The organism is Streptomyces sp. GL_148 (assembly GCF_057834205.1).
In genome coordinates this window covers 7684052-7699937 of sequence record NZ_CM174396.1, presented here as the reverse complement: position 1 = coordinate 7699937, position 15886 = coordinate 7684052, and the positions used below count along the sequence as shown (strand labels likewise).

The 15886-nt window shown below is 72.3% G+C and carries 15 protein-coding genes; 8 read left to right on the top strand and 7 right to left on the bottom strand.

The genetic code is table 11. From position 1 onward, the window contains the following. Positions 1 to 271 precede the first annotated feature (271 nt). Complete coding sequence (locus AC3IYI_RS34805; RefSeq protein WP_489407413.1) at positions 272 to 1861, top strand: N,N-dimethylformamidase beta subunit family domain-containing protein; 1590 nt, start codon at positions 272 to 274, stop codon at positions 1859 to 1861. A gap of 55 nt (positions 1862 to 1916) precedes the next feature. After that, complete coding sequence (locus tag AC3IYI_RS34800; RefSeq protein WP_489407412.1) at positions 1917 to 3209, top strand: LCP family protein; 1293 nt, start codon at positions 1917 to 1919, stop codon at positions 3207 to 3209. Between the two features lie 67 nt (positions 3210 to 3276). Here AC3IYI_RS34800 and AC3IYI_RS34795 read toward each other — a convergent pair whose 3' ends face one another. Beyond that, the gene (locus AC3IYI_RS34795; RefSeq protein ID WP_489407411.1) at positions 3277 to 4707 is read right to left on the bottom strand and encodes a dihydrolipoyl dehydrogenase family protein; all 1431 of its coding nucleotides are present in this window, start codon (positions 4705 to 4707) and stop codon (positions 3277 to 3279) included. 39 nt (positions 4708 to 4746) lie between these two features. Further along, on the bottom strand, positions 4747 to 5154 hold the full coding sequence (locus tag AC3IYI_RS34790; protein ID WP_489407410.1) for a thioredoxin family protein: 408 nt from the start codon (positions 5152 to 5154) through the stop codon (positions 4747 to 4749). An 89-nt stretch (positions 5155 to 5243) separates the two neighbouring features. Between AC3IYI_RS34790 and AC3IYI_RS34785 the strand changes: the two genes are divergently transcribed. Next, positions 5244 to 5891, top strand: a complete 648-nt coding sequence (locus AC3IYI_RS34785) for a hypothetical protein (protein WP_489407409.1) — start codon at positions 5244 to 5246, stop codon at positions 5889 to 5891. Between the two features lie 12 nt (positions 5892 to 5903). Here the strand turns inward: AC3IYI_RS34785 and AC3IYI_RS34780 are convergent, their stop codons facing one another. From AC3IYI_RS34780 to AC3IYI_RS34770, 3 genes are all read right to left on the bottom strand, one after another. Beyond that, positions 5904 to 7343: an aldehyde dehydrogenase family protein gene (locus AC3IYI_RS34780; protein ID WP_489407408.1), complete on the bottom strand. Its 1440-nt coding sequence runs from the start codon at positions 7341 to 7343 to the stop codon at positions 5904 to 5906. A gap of 151 nt (positions 7344 to 7494) precedes the next feature. Then, on the bottom strand, positions 7495 to 8694 hold the full coding sequence (locus AC3IYI_RS34775) for a thiolase family protein (RefSeq protein ID WP_385379119.1): 1200 nt from the start codon (positions 8692 to 8694) through the stop codon (positions 7495 to 7497). 442 nt (positions 8695 to 9136) lie between these two features. Continuing rightward, positions 9137 to 10174 carry a LacI family DNA-binding transcriptional regulator gene (locus AC3IYI_RS34770; RefSeq protein ID WP_489407407.1) on the bottom strand — a complete coding sequence of 346 codons (1038 nt, stop codon included), beginning with the start codon at positions 10172 to 10174 and terminating at the stop codon, positions 9137 to 9139. 290 nt (positions 10175 to 10464) lie between these two features. Between AC3IYI_RS34770 and AC3IYI_RS34765 the strand changes: the two genes are divergently transcribed. The 3 genes from AC3IYI_RS34765 to AC3IYI_RS34755 all read left to right on the top strand — a co-directional run bounded on the left by AC3IYI_RS34765 (position 10465) and on the right by AC3IYI_RS34755 (position 13250). Next, complete coding sequence (locus tag AC3IYI_RS34765) at positions 10465 to 11715, top strand: MFS transporter (RefSeq protein WP_489407406.1); 1251 nt, start codon at positions 10465 to 10467, stop codon at positions 11713 to 11715. Between the two features lie 58 nt (positions 11716 to 11773). Next, on the top strand, positions 11774 to 12469 hold the full coding sequence (locus tag AC3IYI_RS34760) for an alpha/beta fold hydrolase (RefSeq protein WP_489407405.1): 696 nt from the start codon (positions 11774 to 11776) through the stop codon (positions 12467 to 12469). A 172-nt stretch (positions 12470 to 12641) separates the two neighbouring features. After that, a complete protein-coding gene (locus tag AC3IYI_RS34755; RefSeq protein ID WP_489407404.1) occupies positions 12642 to 13250 on the top strand; it encodes a hypothetical protein in 609 nt (202 codons plus the stop codon). Between the two features lie 36 nt (positions 13251 to 13286). On the opposite strand, the gene AC3IYI_RS34750 is transcribed toward AC3IYI_RS34755, so the two are convergent. Continuing rightward, positions 13287 to 13694: a RidA family protein gene (locus tag AC3IYI_RS34750; RefSeq protein WP_489407403.1), complete on the bottom strand. Its 408-nt coding sequence runs from the start codon at positions 13692 to 13694 to the stop codon at positions 13287 to 13289. A gap of 72 nt (positions 13695 to 13766) precedes the next feature. Here AC3IYI_RS34750 and AC3IYI_RS34745 point away from each other — a divergent pair, with 72 nt between their 5' ends. Both AC3IYI_RS34745 and AC3IYI_RS34740 read left to right on the top strand, forming a co-directional pair. Then, positions 13767 to 14456 carry a TetR/AcrR family transcriptional regulator gene (locus AC3IYI_RS34745; RefSeq protein WP_489407402.1) on the top strand — a complete coding sequence of 230 codons (690 nt, stop codon included), beginning with the start codon at positions 13767 to 13769 and terminating at the stop codon, positions 14454 to 14456. Next, entirely contained in the window at positions 14453 to 14914 is a 462-nt protein-coding gene (locus tag AC3IYI_RS34740; RefSeq protein WP_489407401.1) for a type II toxin-antitoxin system PemK/MazF family toxin, read from the top strand. Before AC3IYI_RS34745 ends, AC3IYI_RS34740 begins: the two co-directional genes overlap by 4 nt. Before the next feature lie 76 nt (positions 14915 to 14990). On the opposite strand, the gene AC3IYI_RS34735 is transcribed toward AC3IYI_RS34740, so the two are convergent. Continuing rightward, positions 14991 to 15842: a TIGR02452 family protein gene (locus AC3IYI_RS34735; RefSeq protein ID WP_489407400.1), complete on the bottom strand. Its 852-nt coding sequence runs from the start codon at positions 15840 to 15842 to the stop codon at positions 14991 to 14993. Positions 15843 to 15886: the final 44 nt, after the last annotated feature.

The window sequence follows — 15886 nt, the reverse complement described above, 5'->3', positions numbered from 1 at the left end:
GCATATCGCGCTCCCGTCGCGCGCCTCCCGCCCCGCCCTGTGGGCCGGGTTGAGGTTCGGAGCGCCGCTCGAGCACAGAGCGATCCGGTCGCCGGCGCGGACTGCCGGATCCGCATGCCCCTGGGAGCACACCGCCGATGGGCCGTGTGGATCAGCGGCATTGACTCTTCCAGGGGCCGACCCCTCCTCGACGGCGAGCCTTTTGCGTGAACGGGCCGCGGTATTGGCTACGAAGGAGCCAGGCAGCGGAAAAAGTACCCGGGAGAGGTGAATGGAGCAGCCGCCGGCGACCGAAGGTGCGGGGACGGGCCCTCCTCCCCTCACGACCGACCGCAGACGCCTCCTCGCACTCGCCGCCGCGTCCCTGGGCGCCGCCCACTTCCCCGGCGGCGGCGCCGCCGTCGCCGCGCCCGCCATCCCGCGCTGCGGCCTCGACGTGGCCGCGGAGAACGCCCTCACCGGCACGGCCCACTGGCGTGTGACCCGCACGGGAGCGGCCGGCGACATCGAGGGCTTCACCAGCCGGGTCAGCGTCCTGCCCGGCGAACCAGTGGACTTGCACGTATCGACCACCGCGAGCAGCTACACCATCTCGGCGTTCCGAATGGGCTGGTACGGCGGCACCCGGGGACGCCTGGTATGGCGGTCCTCACCGCTGCCCGGAGCAGTGCAGCCCCGGGCCGAAACGGACGCCGAGACCCGCATGACCCACGCCGACTGGCGGCCCTCCGCCCGGCTGTCCACCGCCACCTGGCCCGAAGGCTGCTACCTCCTGCGTCTGGAAACCGGCGACGGCCGTGCGCAACGATACGTACCGCTCACCATCCGCTCCGCCTCCACGACCGGCCGCCTGGTGATCGTCAACTCCGTGGCGACCTGGCAGGCGTACAACCGCTGGGGCGGCGCCGACCTCTACAAGGGGACCACCGGGAAGAAGGCTTCGCGTTCCCTGGCGGTGTCCTTCGACCGCCCCTATGCCGGCGGCCGGGGTTCCGGTCAGTTCCTCGTCTACGAAGCCCCGCTCGTCGCACTCGCCGAACGCATGGGCCTTGCCCTGGCCTACGCCACCGGGCCCGACATCGCACGGGACCCGCAACTCCTGTGCGGGGCGGCCGCGGTCCTCTCGCTGGGGCACGACGAGTACTGGAGCCCGGAGCAGCGGCTCCACGTGGCCGAAGCGCGGGACACCGGTACCAATCTGGCGGTCCTGGGCGCCAACTGCTGCTACCGCCGCATCCGCTACGAGCCCTCCCCGCTCGGCTCCGACCGGATCGTGGTCTGCTACAAGGACGACTACGCCCGGGACCCGGGCTACCGGCGCGGACAACCGCCGACCAACGACTTCCGGAGTTCCCCGGCGGCCGATGCCGAGAGCAAGCTCCTCGGAGTCATCTATGCCGGCTACCCGGTCGATGCCCCCTACGTCGTCACCCACCCCCACCACTGGCTGCTCGCGGGGACCGGTGCCCGGCTCGGCGAGTCGATCCCCCACCTCGTCGGGGTCGAGTACGACCGGGTCAACACCCGACATCCCACCCCGAGACCGATCGAGATCCTGTCGCACTCCCCGGTGGTGCGCAAAGGACGCCGGGCCCACGCGAACTCGGCCTATCTGACGCTGCCCGGCGGCGCGGGAGTCTTCGCCACCGGCACCATGCGCTGGGTCGAGGCACTGGACGCGGGCGGGCCCGCCGCCGCCCACCACGGCTTGGACGCGCGGGCCGGCGCGTTCACCCGCGTCGTCACCGAGAACGTCCTGCGCGCCTTCGCGCAGGGCCCGGCCGGGGCCGTCCGCCCGGCCGCCGACAACGTGGCCACCCACTACCCGGCAAGCCCGGCGGCCGCCACACCCGCCCCGTAGCTCCCCCGGCCCGACCCCGGAATCCGCGAAGCCGTGTACACCCCGAAAGGCCGTCATGCGCAGACTCCGTACCTCTCTCGTCGTCCTCTCCGCCCTCGTCACGCTCACCGCACTCGCCCCCGCCGCCCACCCCACATCCGCCCGCACACCGGGGGCGGGTACCAATATCCTCGTCGTCGGCATCGACAGCCGGGCAGGACTGTCCAAGGCCGAGAAGAACCGCCTCAACGTCGGCGGCAAAGGGTGCAACTGCACCGACGTGATGATGCTCGTCCACATGTCCGCGGACGAACGGCGCGCCAGTGTCGTCTCCATCCCCCGCGACTCCTACGTCACCTACCCCGAGGACAAGACGCCCGCTCGCTCAGGCAAGATCAATGGCGCCTACGCCATCGGTGGGGCCGCCCTCACCATCCGCACCGTCGAAAAGGTCACAGGTCTGCGCGTCGACCACTACCTCGAAACCGGATTCACCGGCTTCGAACAAGCAGTCGACGCTCTTGGCGGTGGCGTCATCTGCACGGACAAGCCCCTCCAGGACATCAACTCCGGCCTCGACATCACCACCGGCGTCCACGAGGTCGACGGCCGTGGCAGCCTCCGCTACGTCCGCGCCCGCCACATCAACAACCCCGGCGATCTCGGCCGCGTCCGACGGCAGCAGCGCTTCACCACCGACCTTCTCGCACGCCTGACCGCCCGTGATGGCCTCTCCGGCCCCCTCGCCGCCGCACGGACCGCGCGCACCCTGCTGAAGTCCGTCCGCACCGACCCGGCGACCAGCCTGGAAGACCTGGTCCGCATCGGATGGGCCCTGGGCCGGCTGAAGCCGAGCCAGAGGGAGTTCACCACGGTCCCGATCAGTGTTTTCGACCACCGGGTCCCGGGAGTCGGCTCGACGCTGCTGTGGGATCAAACCCGCTCCGACGCACTGTGGTCCGCCCTCGCCGCAGACAAGCCCATCACAGGCGACGCCCACATCCAGCCGGCATCCGGTACGCCCGCCAGACCGGAAAAGGTGCAGGCCCGCGTAGACGACGCCACTGTGGCGCCGGCTCTGCGAGCCGCCGGTTTCCAGGTCACCGACACCTCCGCGACCGCACCGGCCACGCGCCCCGCCGGCCCGCCCGTCATCCGTTACGCCCCAGGCGCCGAATACGGCGCGACCACCCTCGCCACTGCCCTTCCGGGAGCCCGTCTCGAACGTGTTCCCGGACATGACGCGATGTTCGACGTCGCGCTCGGCACCAGCCCGGTGACTGTCCAAAAGGTCCACTACGACCGCAACACCATCGAAGGTGCCCCTGCGACCGGTCACCAACTGGGCTGCATGGATGGCCGGCCTTAACCTGACGACCCCGCGGACCGGCGTCATGTTCCGACCTGCCAAGCACGCAGACCACCGACGTCTGTCCTTAACCCCGGTACGCCTCCAGCAGCCGCAGCCAGATCTCGCTGATCGTCGGGAACGCCGGAACCGCGTGCCACAGGCGCCCGATCGGCACCTGGCCCGCGACCGCGATGGTCGCCGCGTGCAGGAGCTCGGCCGCGCCCGGTCCGACGAAGGTGGCGCCGAGCAGGATCTCGCGGTCCAGGTCCACCACCATGCGGGCCCGGCCGCGGTATCCGTCGGCGTACAGGCCCGCTCCGGAGACCTTGCCGAGGTCGTAGTCCACGGCCCGGACCCGGTGGCCGGCGCGCTCCGCCTCCGAGAGGGTCAGGCCCACCGATGCGGCCTCCGGGTCGGTGAACACGGCCTGCGGGAGGGCCTCGGTATCGGCGGTCGCCGCGTGCGCGCCCCAACGGCCCGTGTCGAGCGGATCGTTGCCCGCCGCACGGGCGGCGATGACGGCGCCGGCGATCCGGGCCTGGTACTTCCCCTGATGGGTGAGCAGCGCCCGGTGGTTCACGTCGCCGACCGCGTACAGCCAGTCGATCCCCGGGACCCGGCAGCTGTCGTCCACCGCGATCCACTCGCCCGGGGTCAGCCCGACGGTGTCCAGCCCGATGTCCTCGGTGCGCGGGGCGCGCCCCGTCGCCACCAGCAGTTCGTCGCCCTCCAGCGTCTCGCCGCCTTCGAGCACCACGGTGACCGGCCCGGTCGAGCCGTCCCGTACGACGGACTCGACGGCCACGCCCGTACGGACCACCGCGCCCGCCTCGCGCAGCGCCTCGGCGACCAGTTCCCCGGCGAAGGGCTCCATGCGCGGCAGCAGCCCGGAGCCCCGTACGAGCAGGGTCACCTCGGAGCCGAGGGCCTGCCAGGCCGTGGCCATCTCCGAGGCCACCACCGACCCGCCGACGATCAGCAGCCGGCCCGGCGCCGCCCGCGCCGACGTGGCCTCGCGGCTGGTCCACGGCCGGGCGTCCCGGATGCCCGGCAGGTCCGGGACCGCGGCCCGGGTACCGGTCGCGACGACGACCGCGTGCCGGGCGGACAGCACGTGGTGCTCCCCCTCCGGGCTGGTGACGGCGACCTTGCGGACTCCGTACAGCCGTCCGTGGCCCCGGTAGACGTGGGCGCCGACCGACTCCAGCCAGTCGATCTGGCCGTCGTCCTTCCAGCTCCCGGTCCAGTAGTCCCGGTGCGCGAACACCGCTTCCGCGTCCAGTGGACCGGCCACGGCTCCCGCGAGACCGGGCACCCGGCGCGCGTCGGCCCGGGCCAGCGCCGGGCGCAGCAGTGCCTTGCTGGGGACGCAGGCCCAGTACGAGCACTCGCCGCCGACCAGCTCGCTCTCGACCAGCGCCGTGCTCAGCCCGGCGGCGCGGGTCCGGTCCACGACGTTCTCGCCGGCCGGCCCCCCGCCGAGGACCACTACGTCATACTCCACCGCTTCGCTCATCGGGCCAGTCTCACCGCACGGCGGGGGCCCGTCACGTAATCAGGCGTCCGGCGTGCCGGGCTCCTCGGCCGTGGCGCCGGCGGCGCCGGCCTGCTCGGCGGCGATCTTCGTCCGCACCTCGTCCATGTCCAGGGCCCGGGCCTGGGTGATGAGGTCCGTCAGCGCCGCCTCGGGCAGCGCGCCCGGCTGCGAGAAGATCGCGACCTGATCCCGGACGATCATCAGGGTCGGGATGGAGCTGATCTGGAAGGCGGCGGCGAGCTCCTGCTGTGCCTCGGTGTCCACCTTGGCGAAGAGCAGGTCGGGATTGGCTTCGGCCGCCTTCTCGTAGACCGGGGCGAACTGCAGGCAGGGACGGCACCAGCCCGCCCAGAAGTCGATCAGGACGAACGAGTTCTCGCTCACCGTCCGGTCGAAGTTCTCCTTGGTGAGTTCGACAGTAGCCACGGTTTTCCAGACCTCCAGAGTGCTGTGCTGCTTGTTTTCCCTGAACGAATGACCGGCCCCAAGCATTCCTGACCGCGCACAATGGGCCCATGAACCACACCGGCCCCGTCTCCCCCGAGGACGTCACTGCGGCCACCGCCCCCCACACCGTGGAGTTCCTCCGCCGGCTGTACCCCGGCGACGACCCGGACCGTGCGGCCTGGGGCGTCCGCATCGACGGTACGGACCTGCGCGCGCTCGTCGCCGAGGCCACCCGGGCCGGCTGGTCACACGAGTGGGACACCAGCGAGGAGCCCCCCGACGGGCGGGAGGAGTACCTCATGAGCCAGCATGCCCCCCTGGTCATGGCCGACGACGCACACGCGCGCCGCCACTTCCTCGGCGACCCCGACCCGGAGCGGCGCGAGCCGGGGACCGGGGCCATGGCCCTGCTGGGGTGCATCTGCGGTACGGACGAGTGCTGGCCCCTGATGGCCACCGTCACCGTGACGGCGGACACGGTCACCTGGTCCGGCTTCCACCAGCCCTTCCGCCCCGAGTGGGGAGTCCTCGCCATGGGGCCGTACGCGTTCCCGCGCACGGCCTACGAGCAGGCCCTGGCGGCTCCGGTCCGGCTCCCCGGCCGCGGGCGCCTCTACATCTCCGACGACTACTCCGACTACCCGTCCGGCGACTCCTCCGACCCCGCGGACACCGGGGGCTCCGGGGGCTCCGGGGGCTCGGGGAAGAACCCTTAGAAGGGATGCCCGCTAGAACGGATGCCCGCCCGGCGTGGCGCGGAGCGTGGTCCAGCGCAGCTCGGTGAAGGCGTCGAGGTTCGCCTCGCCACCGAAGCGGGCGCCGGTGCCGGACGCGCCGACTCCGCCGAAGGGGGCCACCGCCTCGTCGTTCACCGTCTGGTCGTTGACGTGCGCGATCCCGACCGGGATCCGCCCCGCCAGGTCCAGCCCGCGCGCCGCGTCGCCGGTCACGATCCCGAGGGAGAGCCCGTAGGGACCGGCGGAGGCCAGCTCCACGGCTTCGTCCTCCGTCGCGAAGGACCGTACGGGCGCCACCGGACCGAAGACCTCCTCCGCGTAGGCGGGGCTGTCGTCGCCGGCGCCCGCCAGCACCGTGGGCCGGTAGAAGAGGTCCTGGTGGGCGCCGCCCGTGACGAGCTTGGCGCCCTGTGCGGTGCTGGCTTCCACCAGGCCGTGGACCCGGTCCAGCTGGGACCGGTCGATGAGCGGCCCCAGGTGCACCCGCTCGCGGTACGGGTCCCCGACCGCGAGCTCCTCCGCGCGCGCGGCGAGCCGCTCCACGTACTCGTCGTAGAGCGAGGCGTGCACGAGGTGCCGACCGGCCGTCATGCAGATCTGGCCCTGGTGGAAGAAGGAGCCCCAGGAGGCCTGCGCGACGGCTGCCTCCACATCGGCGTCGCGGAGCACGACGAGCGCCGAGTTCCCGCCCAACTCCAGGTGGGCGCGCTTGAGGTGACGGCCCGCCAGCTCTCCGACGACCCGGCCGCTCGCGGTGGATCCGGTGAACGAGACCACCCTGACCAGCGGGTCGGTGACCACCGCCGCGCCCGTCCCGGCGCCGCCGGGCAGGACGTGCAGCAGTCCGCCCGGCAGGCCGGCCGCCGCGAAGACCGCGGCGAGTGCGAGCCCGCCGCTCACCGCGGTACGGCGGTCCGGCTTGAGGAGCACCGCGTTGCCGAGGGCCAGCGCGGGCGCGACCGAGCGGATCGAGAGGATCAGCGGTGCGTTGAAGGGCGCCACCACGCCCACCACGCCGACCGGTTCGCGGCGGGTGAAGGACAGCCGCGGGGCCTCGCTCGGCAACACCTGCCCGGTCGGACGCGAGGCCAGGGCCGCGGCCTCGTAGCACTCCTGCGCGGCGACGTGCAGCTCGAAGTCCGCCTTGCCGGGGATGGATCCGGACTCCCGGACCAGCCAGTCCCGCAGCTCGTCGGCGTGGGCGGTGAACAGGTCACCGGCCCGGCGCAGCACGGCCGCCCGCTCCAGGTGGGTGGCCCGCGCCCAGTCCCGCTGGGCCGCGTGGGCCCGTACGGCGACCTCCGCGACGTCGGCCGGGGCGGCCAGACCGATGGTCGCGAGGGTCTGGCCGGTGGCGGGTTCGACGACCGGGGCGGTACCTCCGGTGAGGGTGGGTCCGTCCTGCCAGAGGGTCGGATCGAGGAACGGCATGGCGCGGGGCCTCCGGATGCGGGGAGCGTGGCGGGGGGGCGGCAGCACGCGCCATCGTGCCACCCCACCGCACCGGAGGCACCAATTCTCCTCACTTGCAGAGCGGTTGCCGCCCGACTATGACCGGAAACGATCGATCACCGGGAGTCGGTCAGCGCTCCAGAACGAGGGCGATGCCCTGCCCCACGCCGATGCACAGGGCCGCGATCCCGGTACCGGATCCGGCCGCCGCGAGCTGGTGCGCCACCGAACCCGCCAGCCGGGCGCCCGAAGCACCGAGCGGGTGCCCGATCGCGATGGCCCCGCCGCGCGGGTTGACCACGGCAGGATCCAGCTCGGGCCACGCGGCGAGGCATCCCAACGCCTGCGCCGCAAAGGCCTCGTTGAGTTCGAAGGCGGCCAGATCGGCGAACCCGCGGCCCGCCTTGGCGAGCGCGCGCTCGACCGCCTCCACCGGCCCCAGTCCGAAGAGCTGGGGCTCGATCCCGGTGACCGCCGACGCGCTGATCCGGGCCAGCGGCTCCCGCCCGGTCGCGGCGAGGCCCTCCTCGTCCGTCAACAGCAGTGCGGCGGCTCCGTCGTTGAGCGGCGAGGCGTTGCCCGCCGTGACCGTGCCGGTGCCGTCGCTCCGGAAGGCGGGCTTCAGGCGCGCGAGCGCCTCCGGGCCGGAACCCTCGCGGATGCATTCGTCGCGCAGCAGGTCCACACCCGCGTACGGAACCACCTCGGCGTCGTACTGCCCGGCGGCCCAGGCGGCCGCCGCCTTGCGGTGGCTCTCCAGCGCGAAGGCGTCCTGCGCCTCGCGGGTGATGCCGTGCTTGTCGGCGACGAGCTCGGCTCCCTCACCGAGCGAACCGGCCCACTCCGCGGGCATCCGGGGGTTGGTCATCCGCCAGCCGAGCGTGGTGGACCACATCTGCTGGTGCCCGGCGGGGAAGGCGCGCTCCGGCTTCTGCACCACCCAGGGGGCCCGGCTCATGGACTCGACACCCCCAGCGATGGCAACGGAGGCGTCGCCGAGCGCGATGGCGCGGGCCGCCTGGACGACGGCTTCGAGCCCGGAGCCGCAGAGGCGGTTGACGGTGACCCCGGGCACGGTCACGGGGAGCCCGGCGAGCAGCACCGCCATGCGGGCCACGTCGCGGTTGTCCTCGCCCGCGCCGTTGGCGTCTCCGAAGACGACGTCGTCGATGCGGGCCGGGTCCAGTGCGGGCGTACGGTCCACGAGCGCGCGCACCACGTGGGCGGCCAGGTCGTCGGGGCGGACACCGGCGAGGGCGCCGCCGAACTTCCCGATCGGGGTGCGGACGGCGTCGACGACGTAGACGTCGCGGACGGTACGGATGCTCATGGAGTCCCTCCGGGGCGAGCGGGAGGCGGCGCGGCACACCGACACCGCTGTCCGGCCCGGCGCACGCTCCGCCCGCGCCCGGTGGGGCGCGCCCGAAGTCTCCGTCCCGCCGCCCCCGCTGTCAACGGCCCCCCGCCCTCACCGGGGCCCCGACCTGCGCCGCGACCCGGACCCCGCGCCTCAAACGTACAGGCCGCCCCCGGCCACACCCAGCCCCGCCGGCGTTTGAGGCGCGGGGGTCCGGGGGCAGGCCCCCGGGAACGGCGCCGCACACGACCGCGGCGCGGCCCTGCGCTTCGTTCCAGCCCCGCCGACGTTTGGGACGCGGCCACGGCGCCGCAGCCGGGACGGGCGGCCCGCCCTCACTCCCCCCGCCCGGACGGAGTCCCTCCGCGGCGGCCCCGCGCCGGGGTGCCCACCCACCCGGAGCAGAGCGACAAGCTCACGTCGAGTCCCGCGGCACCGCCACCGCAGCCATCAGGTCATGCCTGCGCACCGCCGCCGCAGGATCCCGTACCGCCTGGTCCACCAGCGCCGCCAGCCGCTCCCCCGTCGGCATCTCGATCTGCACCGTGCTGAGCCTCGGCCGCAGCAGCCGCCCGATCAGCAGGTCGTCCGCACCCATGACGGCGACGTCCTGCGGCACCCGCAGCCCCACGTCCTGGAAGGCCCGCATCAGCAGCATCGCGTACTCGTCGTTGTACGCGAACACAGCCTCCAGTCCCAGCGAGCCCCACCGCTCCGCCAGCTTCGCCGCCGACTCCTCCGAGTAGGCCATCCGCAGGGCCACGATCTCCGCCCCGGCCACGGACCGCGCGCCCTCCAGCCGGGGCGTGGAGAACAGTCCCAGCCCCTCCTCCTCCGGCACGACCACACCGATCCGCCGCCGGCCCCGCCCCACCAGGTGCTCCGCCGCCCGCGCGCCGACCTCCGCCTGGTCCATGACCAGCGCGTGCGCACCGGCGACGGCTTCCGGCCCCATCGTCAGCACCGCGCGCGCCCCGGCCCGCTTGAGCGTGGCCACGTTGTGCGGGGACAGGGTGATCTCCCCGAGGGAGAGCACCGCGACCGGCCGCAGTTCGGCCCAGGCCCGCGCCGCCTCGTCGCCGGTGAGGCCGAGGCTGCCGTACTGGACCACCGTGTAGTCCAGGCTGCGCAGCGCCCACTGCAACTCGTTGAGGAAGGTGCTGTACAGCGGGCCGATCGGCACGTGCGAGGTGGGCAGCAGGACGATGCGCGTGTGCCCGGCGCGCAGGCTGCGGGCGGCCGCGTGGGGGACGTAGCCGAGCTCCTCGGCTGCCTCGCGCACCTTGCGGCGGGTCGGCTCGCTGATGCGGACGGCCTCCGCGTTGTTCAGGACGTACGAGACCGTCGCGCGTGACACTCCAGCGAGACGGGCGACGTCCGCGCTGGTCGGGACGGGCGCCGGCGACGGTGACGGCGGCGTGGGGGGCTTCGGCGGCTTCGATGACTGTGACATTGCCGTGGCATCTTTCCAGACCGTTTGTGCCCAGGGGCTAGCGGATGGCCGGAAACCAATGCTACACAGTGGTTACACGATTCACTGACACGTGTAACCACGACGTCACCCGAGCTTCACCAAAGGTGTCTCCACACGTGCCCGTGCCGTGCCCAGTCGTGCCGCCGCCCTGCCGTGTTCCGTCGCACCCCCGCCGTCGCGACAGGGCGGCGCGCACTCCTCCCCGTACACCCCGCAGTGCAGCACCACTCCCTCCCCTCGCCCCTCACCAAACTGCCCAGGAGGGCACCGTGGCCCTTTCCTCCCCCGGCACCGGCACCGGCACCGCCGCCGCCACCACCGACGCCCCCGCCTCCCGGCGCGGCCTGCTCACCTTGCTGCTCGTCGGCAACGGCGCCATGTACGCCCTCTACATCGGCGTCGCCGGCGTACTCCTCGCCCTCCAGGTCGAAGACATCGACGCGGCGAACAAAGTCGCCAACTTCGGCCTGATCGCGGGGGTCTCGGCGATCTTCGCGACGGTCTTCAACCCGGTCGCGGGCGCCCTGTCCGACCGCAGCGGACGGCGCAACCCCTGGATCCTGGGCGGTGGACTCGCCGCGATACCGGCGATGTTCCTGCTCGGCGCCGCGGACACGATCCTGCTCATCACCATCGCCTGGTGCCTCGGCCAGGCCGTGATGAACATCTACCAGGCCGCCATCACCTCCGTGGTCCCCGACCGGGTGCCCATGAGCGCCCGCGGCAAGGCCTCCGCGGCCGTCGGCCTCGGCCTGCCACTGGGTTCGACCATCGGCGCCCTGATCGGCGCGGCCTTCTCGGACGACTACCGCACCGGATACCTGATCTTCGGCGCGATCGTCGCCGGCGCCGCCGTCCTGTTCACCACCTGCACCCGCGAGGAACGGCGCCCGGCCAAGCCCTCCATGCCGGTCAAGGCGCAGCTGGCCGCCTTCGCGAGCGCCCTGGGGGACCACGACTTCCGCTGGGCGTTCATCGGGCGGGCCCTGCTGGTCCTCGGCTACTTCGCGGTGAGCGGCTACCAGCTGTACATCCTCCAGGACCACACCGTGCTGCCCGAGGGCATGAAGCCGGAGGCGGCGGTCGCCATCATGATGCCGCTGACGAGCGTGGCGATGGTCGTCGCCACCGTCCTCGGCGGCTGGCTCTCGGACAAGTACGACCGCCGCAAGCTCTTCGTCGGCGCCTCCGCCCTGCTGTCCGCCGTCGCGCTGGTGATCCCGGCCCTGTCGACCAGCTGGACGGCCATGCTGGCCTTCGCCGTGATCAACGGCCTCGCCTTCGGCTGCTACATGGCCGTGGACACCGCACTGGTGACGATGGTGCTCCCCAAGGCGGAGGACGCCGCCCGCGACATGGGCGTGCTCAACATCGCCAACGCCGGCCCGCAGATCGTCGCCCCCTTCATCGCCTCGGTGATCGTGTCCCTGAGCGGCGGCTACACGGCCCTGTTCATCGCGGCCGCCGCCCTGGCGGTGGCGGGCGCCCTGGCGGTCAAGCCGATCCGCAGCGTCCGCTGAACGGATCCGACGGCCCACACCCCCTCACCCACCACCCCTGACGCTGAAAGGCACCACCGTGCAGCTCCACACCCACACCTGGGGCGAAGGCGACCGCATCGCCCTCCTGATCCACGGGATCATGGCCGACCACCGGACCTGGCGCCGGGTCGGACCCGCCCTCGCCGAGCGCGGCTACCGCGCCATCGCCGTGGACCTGCGCGGCCACGGCGCCAGCGGCCGGGGCGAGTACAGCCCGGAGGCCTTCGCCGACGACGTCGTCGAAACGCTCCCGGCCGGAGCCGAGCTAGCCATCGGCCACTCCCTCGGCGGCCTGACGCTCTCGAAGGCGGTCGACCGCCTGAAGCCGAAGCGCGCCGTGTTCTCCGACCCGGCCTGGCACCTGGCAGAGCTCGGCGAGGGCTTCGGTCCCGAGATGTTCGCCCAGTTCAAGTCCGCGCCCAAGGAGCAGATCCAGGCGATGAACCCGCGCTGGGAGGAGGCCGACGTGGACGTCGAACTGGCCACCCTGGCCGTCTGGGACGAGGCCACCGCCCTGAGCCTGACCCCGCTGATGGGCACGGACCTGCTGCCGGCCGCGCCGGTGGTCCCGTCCCTGGTGCAGCTGGCCGACCCGAGCTTCCTGATCTCACCGGAGCGCGCGGCGGTCCTCAAGGAGCGCGGCTTCGAAGTCCGCTCGGTCACCGGCGCCGGCCACACCATCCACCGCGACGACTTCGACGGCTTCATGGCATCGCTGGAGGGCTGGATCTAAGGACCGGCCCCTGGAGGCCTCCTCCCCACCACCTGGGGGCCTCCTCCCCACCACGCAACGCCCCGCCCTCCCCGCAGAACTCCCCGTTCGGCCGAGAGGGCGGGGCAACGCATCGCGGCGTAACGAACAGGCCGCCCCCGACCGCATCTCCCCCTCTGATTCACTCGGTTGCATGAGGACTGGAACACCCATCGACCGCACACGACGACTACTGGCGCACGAGCGGCGCCAACTGGCGAGCCTCGGCCTATGGATGGCGCGGCGCATGCACGGAGTGGGGGGACCCGACGTCGCCGTCCGATACGCGCGGGCTCAGGCCCCGATGGCGTACGGGCTGGTGTTCCTGTGCGCGATCGAGACGGTCGGCGTCTCCTTCATGCTTGCCCCTTATCCGGTCGCCCACTGGGTGATGCTGCTCGTCGCCCTCTACACGGTGCTGCTCGCACTGGGGCTGCACGCCACCGCCGTCACACGCCCTCACGTCGTAGGACCGGGCGGCCTACGGATACGGCGCGGCGCACGGCTCGACCTGCTCATACCGTTGGACCACATCGCGTCCGCCCGGTACGACCTGCGCTTCCCGAACGCGGACGACCCCGATGACGGCGTGTTGGACGTGGCCATCGCCTCGCAGACATCGATCACCATCGAACTGGCCCACCCGGTCACCCACGTAAGCCTCTTGGGCCGGCGCAAGCAGGTCCACACGGTCCGCTGCCACGCCGACGACCCCCGGACGGCGGTCTCGGCGATCAACAACCTGCTGCCGATCGACAGGTGACCTCCGCCCTCCTACGGGAAGTGGTCGTCACCCGCGTCAGTCGAGGACGGCCGTGGCTTCGACCTCGACGAGGAGATCGGGTTCCCCCAGCGCCGCGACGCCCAGCAGCGTGATCGGCTTGACGGGGTCGATACCCAACGTGGCCGCCGCCCGGGCCACGCCCTCCCCCAGCAGCGGCATCTTCTCCGGGCTCCAGTCGACGACGTAGACGGTCAATTTCGCCACGTCGTCGAAGGATCCGCCGATCTCGGCCAGGGCGGTGCCGATGTTGAGATAGCACTGCTCGACCTGAGCGGCGAAGTCCCCCTCACCCACACGGCGGCCCTCGGCATCGCGCGCGACCTGACCTGCGAGGAAGACCATCTTCGACCCGGTGGCGATCGAGAGCTGACGGTATACGTCGGGTTTCGGCAACCCGTTGGGATTGACCAGCTTCACGGCCATGACAGCTCCTTGTCGTCGGGGCGCGGGTTCCGCGCCTCTCCAAACCATAGCGCTGCTATGTATTGTAAGGACATGGCGCGCACCAAGGACCCGGCGATCCGCTCCCTCCTGATCGAGCGAGCCGCGATGATGCTGCGCACCCGCGAGCCGGTCACCCTCCGTTCGCTCGTGGCGGGAACCGGCGTATCGACGATGGCCGTCTACACCTACTTCGGAGGCATGGACGGCCTGTGGATGGCCATGCGCCAGGAAGGCTTCAAACGCCTGGCAGCCAGGCTCGACGCCGTGTCGATGTCCACGGATCCGGTACGGGACCTGGCCGCCCTCGGAGCGACCTACGTGAGCAACGCCCTAGCCGCCCCCGACCTCTACCGGATCATGTTCGACGCCGGTTTCGAGCTCGAAGACGCCAAGGCCGCGGACGAGACGTTGCACTGCCTGGTCAGCGCCGTCGAACGCGGCAAGACGGCCGGCCGCTTTCACGACGACGTCGCCCCCCTGACCCTGGCGACGCAAAGCTGGGTGATCGGCCACGGACTCGCGTCCCTGGTCGCGACGGGCCCGCTGCCGCACCAAGTCCTCACCCAGGGCGTGCCCATGCTGACCGCGCTGTTCACGAGCTCCGGCGACGCTGCCGACAGATGCCGCCGCTCCGTCGAACTCGGCTGGCGGACACCACCCGTCCCACCCGCGGAAGGACGCTCAACTGCCGGGACGCCGCCCGGCCCGCCACGCAGCAACCCGGTAACCTCGCCCGAATGACGGCACTTTCCCATCACAGCAATGGTCACGTCGAGCAACCGGGCCGCGACGGGCACACCGCGACCGCCGAGGCCGAGCCGCACGCCATCGGGCCGGTGCAGACCTCGTACGCCCCCGATCGCGACGGGGATCCCGATCCCGGCGAGATCGTGTGGACCTGGGTTCCGTTCGAGGAGAACGACGGGCGCGGCAAGGACCGGCCGGTGCTGGTCGTGGCCCGCGAGGAGAGCGGCACGCTCCTGGCCGTGCAGCTGTCCAGCAAGCGGCACGACCACGACCGGGAGTGGGTCCCGATCGGGACCGGACCGTGGGACAGCGCGGGCCGGGAGTCCTGGGTGGACGTCGACCGGGTGCTGCGCGTCCACGAGGACGGCATGCGGCGCGAGGCCTGCGCGCTGGACCGGGGCCGGTTCCAGCTCGTCGTCGACCGGCTGTGCGAGCGGTACGGCTGGCGCTAGTGCTGTGGCCGGCTGAGCCGAGGCGTGACCGGCGGACGGCCGCGCCTCGGCATTGCCGCTCTACCGTTCGCACCGGTCAGGGCAGCGGCTTCATGAGGTCCGCGAGCACCCGCTCGAACGTCTCCCGCGTCTGCGGCTTGCGGTCGAGCACACCGAACACCACCCGTTCGAACACACCGGCGAACCGCCCCGCCAGCAGTCCCCGGAAGGCCTCCGCCACCTGGGCGGGGTCGTTCTGGAAGACCCCGCACCCCCAGGCCCCCAGCACCAGCCCCCGGTAGCCGTGCAGCGCGGCCACCTCCAGCACCAGCTCCGCGCGGCGCGCGAGCGCGGCCGGGAGCTCGGGCTCACGGTCCGGCTCCTGGCGGCGGATCGTGCCCGCGTTCGGGGCCGGCGAGGTGAGGAATCCGACCCGGAAGGGGGTGTCCAGCAGGTTGCCCCGGTCATCACGGAAGACGGGGACCCCGGGCGAGTGAATCACCCGGTCGGTGTAGAAGGTGCTGACCTCGGCGCGGTGGATCTCGTAGTACTCCGGGGCCTCCAGGAGGGTCTCGTACAGCGCCGAGGCGCGGCAGAGGGCCTCCTCCTGGGCCTTGGCCCCGCGGACGTAGCCGCCCCCGGGATTCCGGGCCGAAGCGAAGTTCAGGACGGCCACCGGAGCGTTCCCGGGGTGTTCCCGGTGTTCCCCGGCGAGCCTGCGGGCGGCGACCGTGCTGCTCTCGCCGGTGACCTCGACGACGGTCCGGTGCGTATCCCTCGAGGCCGGCTCACCTGGAATGACCCGGTTTGGGCCATATATCCTGGTTTCCGCCTTGGCCTCCGCCACGGCGGCGGCGAGCGACACCTGCCGTCCCGACCGCGTCCGGTACCCCCCGGCCGCCACGATCTCCGCATTCTCCCGCGCGATCTCGCGCAATCTGCCGCTCATGCGGCGATCTTCGGCGCTCCGACAGGGCGACCGCAATGGATTTG

What these genes read in the sequence shown, in the direction of transcription:
- AC3IYI_RS34755 (WP_489407404.1), top strand. Translation starts at nt 12,642, where the DNA reads ATGAGGACTGGAACACCCATCGACCGCACACGACGACTACTGGCGCAC.
- AC3IYI_RS34735 (WP_489407400.1), bottom strand. Translation starts at nt 15,842, where the DNA reads ATGAGCGGCAGATTGCGCGAGATCGCGCGGGAGAATGCGGAGATCGTG.
- AC3IYI_RS34795 (WP_489407411.1), bottom strand. Translation starts at nt 4,707, where the DNA reads ATGAGCGAAGCGGTGGAGTATGACGTAGTGGTCCTCGGCGGGGGGCCG.
- AC3IYI_RS34740 (WP_489407401.1), top strand. Translation starts at nt 14,453, where the DNA reads ATGACGGCACTTTCCCATCACAGCAATGGTCACGTCGAGCAACCGGGC.
- AC3IYI_RS34750 (WP_489407403.1), bottom strand. Translation starts at nt 13,694, where the DNA reads ATGGCCGTGAAGCTGGTCAATCCCAACGGGTTGCCGAAACCCGACGTA.
- AC3IYI_RS34785 (WP_489407409.1), top strand. Translation starts at nt 5,244, where the DNA reads ATGAACCACACCGGCCCCGTCTCCCCCGAGGACGTCACTGCGGCCACC.
- AC3IYI_RS34745 (WP_489407402.1), top strand. Translation starts at nt 13,767, where the DNA reads ATGGCGCGCACCAAGGACCCGGCGATCCGCTCCCTCCTGATCGAGCGA.
- AC3IYI_RS34780 (WP_489407408.1), bottom strand. Translation starts at nt 7,343, where the DNA reads ATGCCGTTCCTCGATCCGACCCTCTGGCAGGACGGACCCACCCTCACC.
- AC3IYI_RS34805 (WP_489407413.1), top strand. Translation starts at nt 272, where the DNA reads ATGGAGCAGCCGCCGGCGACCGAAGGTGCGGGGACGGGCCCTCCTCCC.
- AC3IYI_RS34800 (WP_489407412.1), top strand. Translation starts at nt 1,917, where the DNA reads ATGCGCAGACTCCGTACCTCTCTCGTCGTCCTCTCCGCCCTCGTCACG.
- AC3IYI_RS34770 (WP_489407407.1), bottom strand. Translation starts at nt 10,174, where the DNA reads ATGTCACAGTCATCGAAGCCGCCGAAGCCCCCCACGCCGCCGTCACCG.
- AC3IYI_RS34775 (WP_385379119.1), bottom strand. Translation starts at nt 8,694, where the DNA reads ATGAGCATCCGTACCGTCCGCGACGTCTACGTCGTCGACGCCGTCCGC.